General features: G+C 44.1%; 12 protein-coding genes and 1 riboswitch. Of the genes, 8 read left to right on the top strand and 4 right to left on the bottom strand.

Annotation, left to right across the window (positions count from 1 at the left end; genetic code table 11):
• The first annotated feature begins 152 nt into the window (after window positions 1–152).
• Window positions 153–299: riboswitch (SAM riboswitch) on the top strand.
• 211 nt (window positions 300–510) lie between these two features.
• Window positions 511–1713, top strand: coding sequence for a methionine adenosyltransferase (metK, locus tag SLH55_RS17665; protein WP_320324144.1), 1203 nt, complete (start codon window positions 511–513; stop codon window positions 1711–1713).
• Between the two features lie 231 nt (window positions 1714–1944).
• On the opposite strand, the gene SLH55_RS17660 is transcribed toward metK, so the two are convergent.
• The gene (locus SLH55_RS17660) at window positions 1945–2460 is read right to left on the bottom strand and encodes a gamma carbonic anhydrase family protein (protein WP_206851767.1); all 516 of its coding nucleotides are present in this window, start codon (window positions 2458–2460) and stop codon (window positions 1945–1947) included.
• 84 nt (window positions 2461–2544) lie between these two features.
• Between SLH55_RS17660 and SLH55_RS17655 the strand changes: the two genes are divergently transcribed.
• From SLH55_RS17655 to SLH55_RS17640, 4 genes are all read left to right on the top strand, one after another.
• On the top strand, window positions 2545–3348 hold the full coding sequence (locus SLH55_RS17655; protein ID WP_320324143.1) for an alpha/beta hydrolase: 804 nt from the start codon (window positions 2545–2547) through the stop codon (window positions 3346–3348).
• Between the two features lie 14 nt (window positions 3349–3362).
• On the top strand, window positions 3363–4436 hold the full coding sequence (locus SLH55_RS17650; RefSeq protein WP_320324142.1) for a tetraprenyl-beta-curcumene synthase family protein: 1074 nt from the start codon (window positions 3363–3365) through the stop codon (window positions 4434–4436).
• 326 nt (window positions 4437–4762) lie between these two features.
• Window positions 4763–7180 (top strand): immune inhibitor A domain-containing protein, encoded by a 2418-nt coding sequence (locus tag SLH55_RS17645; RefSeq protein WP_413787115.1) that lies wholly within the window; start codon window positions 4763–4765, stop codon window positions 7178–7180.
• 105 nt (window positions 7181–7285) lie between these two features.
• Window positions 7286–8290 carry an LLM class flavin-dependent oxidoreductase gene (locus SLH55_RS17640; protein WP_320324141.1) on the top strand — a complete coding sequence of 335 codons (1005 nt, stop codon included), beginning with the start codon at window positions 7286–7288 and terminating at the stop codon, window positions 8288–8290.
• Window positions 8291–8330: 40 nt separating this feature from the next.
• Here SLH55_RS17640 and SLH55_RS17635 read toward each other — a convergent pair whose 3' ends face one another.
• Window positions 8331–8903 (bottom strand): class I SAM-dependent methyltransferase, encoded by a 573-nt coding sequence (locus SLH55_RS17635; RefSeq protein WP_320324140.1) that lies wholly within the window; start codon window positions 8901–8903, stop codon window positions 8331–8333.
• A complete protein-coding gene (locus tag SLH55_RS17630) occupies window positions 8900–9853 on the bottom strand; it encodes a TIGR01212 family radical SAM protein (RefSeq protein ID WP_413787114.1) in 954 nt (317 codons plus the stop codon). Before SLH55_RS17630 ends, SLH55_RS17635 begins: the two co-directional genes overlap by 4 nt.
• 218 nt (window positions 9854–10071) lie before the next feature.
• Between SLH55_RS17630 and SLH55_RS17625 the strand changes: the two genes are divergently transcribed.
• The 3 genes from SLH55_RS17625 to SLH55_RS17615 all read left to right on the top strand — a co-directional run bounded on the left by SLH55_RS17625 (window position 10072) and on the right by SLH55_RS17615 (window position 11849).
• A complete protein-coding gene (locus SLH55_RS17625) occupies window positions 10072–10365 on the top strand; it encodes a YtzC family protein (protein WP_219170521.1) in 294 nt (97 codons plus the stop codon).
• Window positions 10362–10526 carry a hypothetical protein gene (locus SLH55_RS17620; protein WP_060672924.1) on the top strand — a complete coding sequence of 55 codons (165 nt, stop codon included), beginning with the start codon at window positions 10362–10364 and terminating at the stop codon, window positions 10524–10526. Before SLH55_RS17625 ends, SLH55_RS17620 begins: the two co-directional genes overlap by 4 nt.
• 135 nt (window positions 10527–10661) lie before the next feature.
• A complete protein-coding gene (locus SLH55_RS17615) occupies window positions 10662–11849 on the top strand; it encodes an MFS transporter (protein ID WP_320324138.1) in 1188 nt (395 codons plus the stop codon).
• Window positions 11850–12185: 336 nt separating this feature from the next.
• Here the strand turns inward: SLH55_RS17615 and SLH55_RS17610 are convergent, their stop codons facing one another.
• Window positions 12186–12689 (bottom strand): cupin domain-containing protein, encoded by a 504-nt coding sequence (locus tag SLH55_RS17610; RefSeq protein ID WP_219170517.1) that lies wholly within the window; start codon window positions 12687–12689, stop codon window positions 12186–12188.
• Window positions 12690–12823 lie beyond the last annotated feature (134 nt).

The raw sequence follows: 12823 nt of genomic DNA, 5'->3' as shown, positions 1-12823 counted from the left end.
TGTGAAAAGAATGTTTAGCCTCATGGATGAATTAGGCTATTTTAGACAGACTGTGACTTCCAGTGGCATGCTCTAAAGCTGGTTAAACCTGTCATTCGAAAAAAAGTTGACACCCTTTGTCCTAAACGTTATCATTGTTCCTTGAACGGATACTCTTATCCTGAGCTGGTGGAGGGAGCAGACCCTATGAAACCCAGCAACCTGCTAAATAGTGTAAGGATCTTCTTCTTTATGAATCGATCCGATTAAGCGAAGGTGCTAAACTGAGGCAAGGTCTCTAAAACCTTGAACGATAAGAGAGAAAAGGCGCGGCTATGATCTGAAACCTTTCCTCTGAAGCTTTTCCCCGAGGAAGGGTTTTTTCTGTTTATAGTGGACCACATGCACATAAATCATGATTGTTTGATAAAAGAATCATGTTTACTTCATACTACTTAGGGAAATGAGTACCGTATCTGTTTACTTTTTGTCGGAACTGTTTCTGACAAATATGCTTAAGGAGGAACCTTGATGTCAACTAAACGTCGTCTGTTTACATCTGAGTCCGTAACCGAAGGACATCCAGATAAAATTTGTGACCAAATCTCTGATTCAATTCTTGATGCAATTCTTACCAATGATCCGAATGCACGTGTAGCGTGTGAAACATCTGTTACAACGGGTCTTGTGCTGGTTGCAGGTGAAATCACTACAAATACGTATGTCGATATTCCGAAAATCGTTCGTGAAACGATCCGTGAAATCGGTTATACTCGCGCGAAATACGGCTTTGATGCTGAAACATGTGCTGTTCTGACTTCCATCGATGAGCAGTCTGCCGATATCGCTCAAGGTGTGGACCAGGCACTTGAAGCTCGCGAAGGTCAAATGTCCGATGAAGAAATCGATGCCATCGGTGCCGGGGACCAGGGGTTAATGTTCGGATTTGCTTGTAATGAAACGAAAGAGCTTATGCCTCTTCCGATTTCTCTTGCACACAAAATCTCTCGTCGTCTGACAGAGGTTCGTAAAGAAGAAATTCTTCCTTACCTTCGTCCGGATGGAAAAACGCAAGTAACCGTTGAATACGATGAAAACGACAAGCCGGTTCGCATCGACACAATCGTTATCTCTACTCAGCATCATCCTGAAGTGACGCTTGAGCAAATTCAGCGCAACCTGAAAGAATATGTCATTGACCCAGTTGTACCGAAAGAACTGATCGATGAAGAAACGAAATACTTCATCAACCCGACTGGCCGCTTCGTAATCGGTGGACCACAAGGTGATGCAGGATTAACAGGACGTAAAATCATCGTTGACACATATGGCGGATACGCGCGTCACGGTGGAGGTGCATTCTCTGGTAAGGATGCAACGAAAGTGGACCGTTCAGCGGCTTACGCAGCGCGTTATGTAGCGAAAAACATAGTAGCAGCAGGACTTGCTGAAAAATGTGAAGTTCAATTGGCGTATGCAATCGGGGTTGCACAACCGGTGTCCATCTCCGTTGATACATTCGGAACAGGTAAAGTATCAGAAGACGTTCTAATTGACGTGGTTCGTAATAACTTTGATCTGCGCCCGGCTGGAATCATCAAAATGTTAGACCTTCGTCGTCCGATCTACAAGCAGACAGCTGCTTACGGACACTTCGGCCGTAACGATCTTGATCTTCCTTGGGAACGCACGAACAAAGCAGAAGCTTTGAAAGCAGAAGCTTTAGGCGAATAAGGAAAGATAAAAAAGACCAACACTCAAGAGGTGTTGGTCTTTTTTTGGTGATGAAAAGGCTTGTATTGTCGGTTTACTCCTATAGCAGGTATATCGTCATTTTGACAGATGAAAATTTATATATGGCAGATAACTTCGTGAAATGGAAGGGAACTTCATGCCCGTTCCTCTTTACAAGAAAATATTCCATGAGTAATCTAAGGATGGATGGGGTATCCCAAGTATAGGTAGTTAAAACGGTTTGATATTTTTATAATACTGACCTTTTTCTGCGTATTCCCTTGAAATGCGCTTCATTTCACTAATATCATGTTCGTTCAGTTCCCTCACGACTTTTGCCGGCCGTCCGAAAGCAAGGGTATTAGGCGGTATGACCTTTCCCTGGGGTACGAGGCTCCCTGCGCCGATAAAAGCCCCTTCGCCAATTTCAGCATTATCGAGGATGATTGATCCCATTCCGATCAATGCCTTTTTTCTGATCTTGCAGCTATGTAAAATCACCCCATGACCGACAGTGACTTCATCTTCAAGGATAAGAGGGTTATTTGGACTCTGATGAAGGATGGAGTTATCCTGTATATTTACTTTATCACCGATCTTAGTGGGCGCAACATCCCCCCTGATGACGGTATTGAACCAAATACTTGATTCTTCACCAATCTCCACGTCTCCGGAGATGGTTACATAATCGGCAATGAAAGCCGACTGTGCGATGACAGGTTTTTTATCGTAATATGGATAGAGCATTTTTTACTACCCCTTTCAATAATATTTATTATAATAATGGTAGCAGAATTCATTCATGGAGAGAACTACAAAGGAGGATTTGCCATGTGGAAATGGGAATCAGATCAAGAGGCAAAGGCAGTCATCGTCATCATACATGGTGCGATGGAGCATCACGGCAGGTACGGTTGGCTCATTGAAATGTGGCGTGCATCGGGATTCCACGTCGTCATGGGTGACCTGCCAGGTCAGGGTATGACGTCCCGAAGCCAGAGGGGACATATCGATTCCTTTGATGAGTATATTGTAGAAGTGAAGGATTGGATCCAGGCGGCCTATCAGTTCGAATTGCCTGTCTTTGTAATCGGTCATAGTATGGGCGGTCTCATTGCTGTTCGTTTGCTGCAGGAATCCCATGTGAACCTAGCCGGTGTCATATTATCCTCACCATGTTTGGGATTGGTGACAACGCCTGCTAAACCTGTTGAATTATTGTCACACGCTTTAAACAAAATCGCTCCAATGGTGAAGTTCCCTTCTGGACTCACCGTCGATATGGCGACCAGGAATGCGGATGTCCGTGAAATCGACAGCAACGATACTCTTTATATTACAAAAGTGTCAGTCCGCTGGTACAGAGAACTTTCCCAGGCGATTAAAGCGGCTTTTACAAACCTGGAGAAAATGCCTGACGTCCCATTATTGACGCTGCAGGCAGGTGACGATCAAATCGTTGATAAAAGGGCGGTGAAAAAGTGGTTCAATGAACTATCTCTATCCGAAATGCATTACAAAGAATGGCCAAAGTGCTATCATGAAATTTATAACGAACCTGAGAGAGAAGAAATCTTTGAATACTCAAAGAACTTCATAGAAAGTCGCTTGAAAGCGCTGGGCTACATTTTGTAAATGAGGTGATGAAATTGTCGATACCGAGTGATCCCTTTTCATTGATGACAAGAGTATACCGCAATGTTTTTCCAATCGTGCACCAGGAATTGAACGGCTGGAAGAAGCGGGCCGAAGAAATACCCAATCAGGAGCTGAGAAACCAGGCCCTTGCCAGCATCGAGCATAAAACGTTCCACTGCGAGGGAGGGGCAATCCTGTCCCTTTTGGCACTGGATAAGAAGCCTGAGACGATCCGCTTCATCGTTGCCTATCAGACAATCAGCGATTATTTGGATAATTTATGCGACCGGAGTGTATCACTGGATCCGGAAGACTTTGCCTTACTTCACCGGTCCATGAGAGATTCATTGACAGTAGGGGCGGAACCTGTAAATTATTATGCGTTGAGAAGCGATCAGGATGATGGAGGGTATCTAATGGATCTGGTCCTGACCTGTCAATCCGTTCTCGCTGATGTAAATCACTATGACAACATCAAAAAAGATCTCCTGGAACTGTGTGAATACTATTGTGATCTTCAAATACATAAGCACGTGAAGGAAGAAGAAAGAGTAGGGAGGCTGCAGGACTGGTTTGAAATCCATCGTCCCAATCTGCCAGAAATGAATTGGTATGAATTCTCCGCCTGCTCAGGTTCTACCCTGGGTATCTTTTGTTTAGTATCATACGCTTGCAGGCGGGACTTCCAGCTGTTCTATACAGAAAAGATAAAACGGGGTTATTTTCCCTATATCCAGGGTTTACATATCCTTCTCGATTACTTCATCGATCAGGATGAAGACCGGCAGGGAGGGGATCTGAATTTCTGCTTCTACTATGAGGATGATGAGCATCTGAAAGAACGCCTGCTCCATTTTCTGGCCAAAGCAGATGAACATACCCGTGAACTTCCCCACGCTCACTTCCATCGCCTGATCAATAAAGGACTCATAGGAGTCTATCTATCAGATGATAAAGCTTTACAACAAGCAAACGTCCAATCCTTCTCCAAACAATTCATCGGACAAGCAGGCTGGATCACCCGATTCTTCTACATGAACGGTAAAATCTATCGAAAATGGAGAAACCGGAAAAAAACGTCATGAATAGAGTAAAAAAGAGGGACGGACCTTCGAAATGGTTTTCGAGGTCCGTCCCTCTTTTTGTCTTTTTTCACAACTATAGTTGGACAAAATTTTTCTAAATACGACCGTTAATACCATTTTTATACATTAATAATTTGTTGATTTTTAATTTTATATGTCGATAGTCCTTACATTTTCTTTGATGAATATAGGTACATACAATCATATTAACAATATTTCGTAATACTAAATAACTAATGCTTTCTGAATATATTTACTTTTCAGAATAGTAGAGTATATTTTAATTAGTGTAAATATTTAGTACATATTTAAAGGGGGAAACGCGTTTGAAATCTCGTAAAGTATTATCGATGGCCATGGTTGCGGCTCTGAGTGTAGGGGCATTTGCTGTACCTGCATCAGCTGCAACGGTAGGGCCTGAGAATGTGTTAGCAAAGCCAACGGTGAAATATGATCATAAGCATGGAGGAGCTTTCGATTTAGGTATTGCGAATGATGATCGCCTGATCGAGATGCTGAAGAAAGAAGGAAAAATCAAGAAGAACGCTACTGCTGCAGAAGCACAAAAGGGATTGCAAAAATTCCTGGAAGCCAAAGCAGAATCCGCTGAGAAACAAGCAGATGAAGGTGAAGGCGACCTTCACAGTGAAGAAGCAAAAACGAAAGATAAACTTCAAAAAGCCATGAAAGACAATGGGGTTAAAAACGGTAAAGGAAATAAACTTGGTCATGCCAAGAAGAACTCTCCGGATCCGGTAAAAGAAGAGGCGTATGATGGTGAAAAACGTACCGATGAAGTATTGGTACTTCTTGTAGACTATCCGGACAAGCCTCATAATTCCATGACAGCTGATGAAACGGATATGTATTATGAAGGGGACGATGCCTATTCACGCGAGCATTACCAAGATATGCTATTCGGAACAGGCGGTTGGAAAGGTCCCGATGGCAAGACATATGTTTCAATGAAGCAATACTATGAGCAGCAATCTGGTGGAAGTTATTCAGTTGACGGAAACGTTGCAGGCTGGTACACAGCAAGCAAACCGGCAGCTGCATATGGCGGAAATGATCCTCAGCCGGACGGAAGCGACGTCAATGCACGCGGCCTGATCAAGGAAGCACTTGCTCAAGCAGCAGCTGACCCGGACGTAAATCTTGCTGACTATGACAAATGGGATCGATATGACCTTGATGGTGACGGAAACTACTTAGAGCCGGACGGACTTGTTGACCACCTGATGGTTATACATTCTGGTGTCGGTGAAGAAGCTGGTGGGGGATCATTGGGATCTGACGCTATCTGGTCTCACCGCTGGAACCTTGGTGGAATCTTCCCGATTGCGGGATCTCCTACTCCTGAAGTTGATTACTGGGGTGAAGGAACCATGTATGCATACGACTACACAATTGAACCTGAAGACGGTGCAGTCGGTGTTATGGCCCATGAATTCGGACATGATTTAGGCCTTCCAGATGAATACGATACCCAATACACTGGAACAGGTGAACCGGTGAGCTATTGGTCCATCATGGCAAGCGGAAGCTGGGCAGGGGATATCCCGGGTACAATGCCTTCAGGATTCAGTCCTTATATGAAAGAAATGCTCCAGGCTTCTGCTGTAGTGGACAATGAAGGAACTGAAGGGAACTGGCAATCTGGCGAAGAAATCGATGCAGCAGATGTTACCCGCAAAGGTGAAGAATATCTATTGGATGAAGCAGCAACAAAGGGGACAAATAACGATGTTGCGAAAGTGAATCTTCCTGCCAAAGAGGTACAAGGAATCCTGCCTGAGTTTGGTGAAAAGTACTACTACAGTACAAAAGGTGACGACCTTAATACATCACTGGTTTCTCCTGAATTTGACTTAACGAATGCAACAAACGCTACATTCAGCTTCAAAACGTTATATGATGTCGAGTACGATTACGATTTCCTTCACGTTACGGCTACAACGGACAGCGGTGAGGAAGTTGAATTGGACACAATCGGTGACGACGATACGGATGGAGATACTCGTGCTGAATCAACTAAAGGTGAATGGGTTGATAAGTCATACGATTTAAGCCAATTTGCAGGACAAAAAGTAACCCTTACATTCAATTACGTTACAGATGGCGGCCTGGCTCTTGATGGTTTCGCTTTGGATAACGCCACGTTAACAGTCGATGGAAATGTTGTGTTTGAAGATGGTGCTGAAGGCGAGCCTCAATTTGAAACAAAAGGCTTCGAAGTATCAAACGGAATTTCTTATAAAGAGCATTATTACCTGCTTGAATGGCGCAGTCACAACGGTGTAGATGAAGGTCTTGCCAACATCCGCCGCGGTGCAAGCTTAATGCAATTCGATGATGGTTTGGTTGTATGGTATGTAGATAAATCATACAGCGATAACTGGACAGGTAATCATCCAGGAGACGGTTTCGTCGGGGTTGTCGATGCTGACCAAAAAACAAACTACTGGAGCGACGGATCTGTAGGATCTACACGCTACCAGGTTCACGATGCAGCATTCAGCCTGGACAAATCAGAAAAAATGTTCCTTGATTACACTGAATTACTTGGACTGACGATGAAAGACAACCATACTAAACGTAATCCACTATTCGACGATAGTAAAGATTACAGCAATAAAGGTATGGTAGACGCTGGGCGTAACGTACCTAACTACGGATTGAAATTCCGTGTAATCGGTCAAAGCTCTGACAAATCAGTCGGTAAAGTGTTAATCTACAAATAATAAGCATGCAAAGGGTGACTGCCATTCCGGCCGTCACCCTTTAAGCATGTTAGTGGACATTTTTTTCATCAGAATTGATAATAATACACACATCAATTAAAGGAGATGTCCATTTTGAAGCTAAGTGTCTTAGATCAGTCACCGATTGCCGAAGGAATGAGCCCTCAAGAGGCTTTGAATAATACAGTGAAATTAGCACAACATACAGAGAAATTAGGGTTTGAACGGTTCTGGGTATCAGAGCATCATGATTCCACGAGCCTTGCCGGTTCATCACCGGAAGTATTGATTGCGCATCTTGCACAAAATACGTCAAGAATCCGGGTAGGTTCCGGCGGCGTCATGCTCCCCCATTATTCTTCATACAAAGTAGCCGAAAATTTCCGATTGCTTGAAGGATTGAATCCGAATCGAATCGATTTGGGATTGGGAAGGGCGCCTGGTGGGATGCCGATGGCGACGATGGCCCTACATGACGGGAAACCGAGAGATGTGAATCGGTATCCGGAACAAATAGATGACTTGCTAGGCTATTTGACGGATTCCCTGCCTGATGCCCATCCGTACCAGGGACTCACGGCAGCCCCGATGATCAAAACCATGCCGGAAGTCTGGATGCTCGGTTCAAGTCCATCCAGTGCCATGCTTGCGGCACAGAAAGGACTCCCTTATACATTTGCCCAGTTCATCAATGGAGAAGGCGGACCGCAATACACCCAAGCCTACCGAAATAACTTTGTTCCTTCTGAATACCTGAAAGAACCGAAGAACATCGTTGCCGTATTTGCCATCTGTGCCGAAACGGATGAAGAAGCGGAAAGAGTCGCATCCAGCATTGATTTATCCATCCTGATGATCGAGCAGGGCATGCGCTCAAACGGAACCCCAAGCCCCGAGAAAGCGGCGGCATATCAGTACACGCCATTCGAAGAAATGCGGGTACGTGAAAATCGCAAGCGCATGGTCGTTGGAAGTCCTAAGAAAGTAAAAGAAAAGCTACTCGCACTAAGCGAGCAGTACCAAACCGATGAAATCATGCTCGTGAGCATCACATATGACTTCAACGATAAGCTCAAGTCATTCGAACTGATCGCGAACGAATTATTATAAAAAAGTAGGGACGGACCTCCGCGGAGGTCCGTCCCTATTTTCATCTCTTCTCCAACGCCACGATAAACGGCGGGTTATTGAGTTGGTTCATGAATTGGTACCTGAGGACATGAACGTAGTTTTGATCCAGTCGTTCAACGTAGCGAAGGATGTAATCCCGTTCCACTGCGCCTTCAGGGTGTCCGTGATAAATCACCAGAACAAGGATTCCTTCAGGGGCCATCATTTCAAGGATTTGATTTAAGGCGAGTATCGTCGTTTTCGGACGGGTGACGATATCCTTGTCACCGCCCGGTAAGTATCCAAGATTAAAGACTGCACCCGTCACTTTCCCGTGATGCAATGGAGGGATGACGTTCATGACAGTTTCATGTCCCTGATGAAAAAGGGTCACCCGATGGGCCAAATCATGGGTGCTGAGCTGTTCCCTGGTGTTTTCGATGGCTTCTTCTTGAATATCAAACCCATATACACGTCCGTTTTCTCCAACCAAGCGAGCAAGGAACAGGGTATCATGCCCATTCCCAAGGGTTGCGTCTATGGTGATATCTCCCGGCTTGACAGCCCGTTCCAGAAGCTGTCTTGCAAAAGGTAAGATTCGATCTAATTTCATGCTTTCACATCCACTTTGTAAAATTTTCCCTGCCAGCTGTCCCGGCTCTTCAGTTCATCGTCAATGGCGTTCAGTACGCTCCATTTGTTCACACTCCACATAGGTCCGATCATCAAGTCGATAGGTCCGTCCCCGGTGATGCGGTGGACGATCATTTCAGGGGGGATCACTTCCAGTTGATCGCAGACGAGTTTGACGTAGTTGTCGAAGTCCATAAATTCCACTAATCCTTTTTCGTATTGCTTGACCATTGGAGTACCTTTTAATAAATGTAGGAGGTGTATCTTGATTCCTTGAACGTCTAATTTCGCTACTTCACGTGCTGTTTCCATCATCATTTCCTCATTTTCCTTAGGAAGACCGTTAATAATATGGGAACATACACGAATTCCATGCTTTCGCAATTTATTGACGCCATCAATATAACACTGGTAATCATGAGCTCTGTTGATCAGCCCCGCCGTTTTTTCATGAACGGTTTGAAGTCCCAGCTCCACCCATAAATACGTTCTTTGATTTAATTCAGCCAAGTATTCAACGACGTCGTCCGGAAGGCAATCAGGGCGAGTGGCGATGGAAATCCCTACGACATCTTCTTGTTTAAGAACGGACTCATATTTTTCCCTGAGCACTTCTACGGGTGCATGAGTGTTCGTGAATGCCTGGAAATACGCCATATATTTTCCGTCTTTCCACTTCTTATGCATTTTTTCTTTGATGTCATTGAATTGCTTCTCTAATGGATCGACCCTGCTTCCGGCGAAGTCCCCAGAGCCTGCAGCACTGCAAAACGTACAGCCCCCGTGAGCAACCGTGCCATCTCTATTCGGGCAATCAAAGCCGCCGTCTAAAGCAACCTTAAACACTTTATGACCAAAATGATTCCTCAAATGGTAGTTCCACGTATGATATCGTTTTGAATCTGTGGCATATGGAAATGGGTTTGTCACGATGACAAACACCTCCTATATTTCAATGTGTAAAATCGTATGTATTCAGGACGTTCAAAAAGATTTTATCATGAACAAGGGGTCAAATGTATCCTGCAGTGAGAAATAGGCGAAGATTACCACTTTTGAAACAGGGAATCAAGCTCAAACTAAGATGGAGAAGAGTAAGGATAGGGACCTTTCTCTTCTTGATTCCATATGTCAGGGAGGTAGTCGAAATGGCAACAAGAAATTCAATGGATGAATGCATTCAAAAGTGTGAAGATGCCATTCGTTACGCTCAAGAACAATATAAATCAGGGTCGCAGCAGGAGCATTATCATGATGTGGAGTACACTCAGGCCATGCAGCAGCTTGAAGAGGCAGTGAACGACGTAGCTCACATGGCGAACAGCGCCAACTCTCAACAGCGTGAGCAATTGCATCGCATGCGACTTCAGCTACAGACTCTTCAAAATGAGATGATCTTGTTAGATCATGATCCGAATGTCGTAGGAGGTAAATTACATTGAGTACACGTTCTGATCAAAACAACCCTGAACAAAAGACCCGAAGTGATTTCCGTAAACTGGATACTGAATTCGGCGCTGAAAACAATCCGGTGAAAGAAGCCAAAAAGCGTTACGAAAAACAGGGTCAACCTGTTAAATCCAATCATCATAACGGGAAATAACCGTCACAAGCCAGGTGCTCATCTTGAGTGCCTGGTTATTTTTATGAATCTAAGAAATAATTCTTGCCCCCTAACCCCAAAAGGAGTAAAATCCTTTTGGGACTCGAAATAAAAGGATGGAAAGGGGGCAAAAATATGCCCAAATCATTATGGTTGCTTGTTATAGGAATGATGGTAAATGTGACGGGTGCCTCTTTCTTATGGCCGCTAAATACCATTTACCTTCATGAAAATTTAGGAAAGTCACTGTCCGTGGCAGGTATCGTGCTGATGCTGAATGCAGGCGCGAGTGTCATCGGTAATCTGATCGGAGGAAGCTTATTCGATCGTTTTGGTGGTTATCGTTCTATCCTTACAGGAATATCGATTACATTATCGGCCCTGATCGGTATGAATATCTGGCATGGTTTTTCTTTCTATGTTGTTTTCTTGACGATTGTTGGATTTGGCTCAGGAATCGTATTTCCTTCCATGTATGCCATGGCAGGTTCTGTTTGGCCGGAAGGTGGGAGGAAGGCATTCAATTCTGTCTATGTCGCTCAAAACATTGGAGTGGCCGTTGGAGCAGCATTGGGTGGATTCGTTGCCTCGTTTTCCTTTAACTATATATTCCTGGCTAATCTCAGTATGTATATCGTCTTTTTCTTCATTGCGTTGTTTGGGTATCGGAATATCTCGGTTGCAGGTCATCAAACATCCGTATTGAATGAATCAAAGGTGATTAAGGATAAATCAAAATTGAAAGCCCTGCTGTTTATATGCGTGGCGTATCTATTATGTTGGATGGGGTATGTTCAATGGCAGTCCACCATTGCGACCTATACTCAGGAAATCAATATTTCTTTAAAACAATACAGCTTATTGTGGACCATCAATGGAGCACTGATCGTTCTTGCCCAGCCGCTATTATCAAAGGCGATTAAGCGTTTTGAAAACAATTTAAAGCTTCAAATCATGATCGGAACCATTATCTTCATGATCTCGTTCGGCGTTGCGTCGATTTCAGATCAATTTCAATGGTTTGCGGTTGCCATGATCATTTTGACCATCGGTGAAATGCTCATCTGGCCGGCGGTTCCGACCATCGCGAACTCACTGGCTCCCAAGGGCAGAGAAGGGTTTTATCAGGGGATAGTCAACAGCACGGCAACGGGTGGAAGAATGATCGGACCGTTCATAGGAGGAGTGCTGGTGGATCTTTTCAGCATGCAGGTGCTGTTTATGACACTCATTGGGTTCTTCGTCGTATCATTATTGATCACCAGTCAATATGACAGACCTTTGAGAAAGAAAGGTGCTGTACCCGTTTCGGTTCAACAATAAAGAAACCCCCGGCGAGAAATCACCGGGGGTTTTCTCCATATAAAAAGGGCTCCCATTTCCTATGGAAGCCCACTTGCAAAAAATTGAGGCGGATAATCAGCAAACGCCACATCGTTTGTTGTCACAAGGACGTGATCACCGACTTACACAATTCAGCTCATCGCTTTAATAGAATAGCACAGGACTTAAAAGAAAACAAGCCAATTGTTATAAATAATCATTATCTTCATAATGAATGGTTTAAAAAAAGTAAGGATAGCTGTTTCTGAGAAGTATTGCTAAAGAGAAATAGGAATGAATTACCTTTCACTTAATAGGACGCAGAACAGGATTGAATCATTTCTTCAGCCAGTACTTCATCAACGGTCCACTATCTCCAAACACTGGATCTGAAGATGGAAGGGGAACGTTTTTGATTTCAATGAGCACGCTCGGCCGTTCGCGCATGGAACCTTTTTTCAAATTATAGTCATCTCCGTTGGGATAGGCGCCGGCTACTTTAAAGTCAGAGCTTGCACTCAATTTCTTATGTCCTGTTCCCGCTGGCAGGATCATCACATCGCCTTGATGGACCGTCACTTCTTCTCCAAGCTCCCCGCCTAATTGGACGGTTGCTTCACCCTGCATGACACCCAATGCTTCATGGGCGTTACTATGGTAATGATGATAATCATAAATGCCGTTCGTCCAGCTATTCAGCCATAGATTTCGATTAAATAACCTTTCAGCTTCACTTCCCTGATCCAGGGCGTTCCGATAGATGAGTACAGGCAGATCCGGATTATTCGGGATGATTCCATCGTCTTCGAAATAAAATAGTTTCAATTCTGCGATTTTCATCCTTTCATTCCTCCATTCATTGTTAAGAAGATTCCCTAATACTGCTGGCATTAAACCGATTATGAACTGGTAATTGAAATTATTGGGAGAAGTGATTTCTTTTCATAAAGGTATGGAATGAATGTGCTAATATG

It is taken from the genome of Rossellomorea sp. YZS02, assembly GCF_033963925.1.
Classification (GTDB): Bacteria; Bacillota; Bacilli; order Bacillales; family Bacillaceae_B; genus Rossellomorea.
This window is presented reverse-complemented; position numbering and strand designations above follow the sequence as displayed.

Excerpts from the sequence above, each read along its gene's own strand:
- SLH55_RS17655 (WP_320324143.1), top strand. The coding sequence starts at position 2,545 with ATGTGGAAATGGGAATCAGATCAAGAGGCAAAGGCAGTCATCGTCATC.
- SLH55_RS17625 (WP_219170521.1), top strand. The coding sequence starts at position 10,072 with ATGGCAACAAGAAATTCAATGGATGAATGCATTCAAAAGTGTGAAGAT.
- SLH55_RS17660 (WP_206851767.1), bottom strand. The coding sequence starts at position 2,460 with ATGCTCTATCCATATTACGATAAAAAACCTGTCATCGCACAGTCGGCT.
- SLH55_RS17610 (WP_219170517.1), bottom strand. The coding sequence starts at position 12,689 with ATGAAAATCGCAGAATTGAAACTATTTTATTTCGAAGACGATGGAATC.
- SLH55_RS17640 (WP_320324141.1), top strand. The coding sequence starts at position 7,286 with ATGTCCATTTTGAAGCTAAGTGTCTTAGATCAGTCACCGATTGCCGAA.
- metK (WP_320324144.1), top strand. The coding sequence starts at position 511 with ATGTCAACTAAACGTCGTCTGTTTACATCTGAGTCCGTAACCGAAGGA.
- SLH55_RS17635 (WP_320324140.1), bottom strand. The coding sequence starts at position 8,903 with ATGAAATTAGATCGAATCTTACCTTTTGCAAGACAGCTTCTGGAACGG.
- SLH55_RS17615 (WP_320324138.1), top strand. The coding sequence starts at position 10,662 with ATGCCCAAATCATTATGGTTGCTTGTTATAGGAATGATGGTAAATGTG.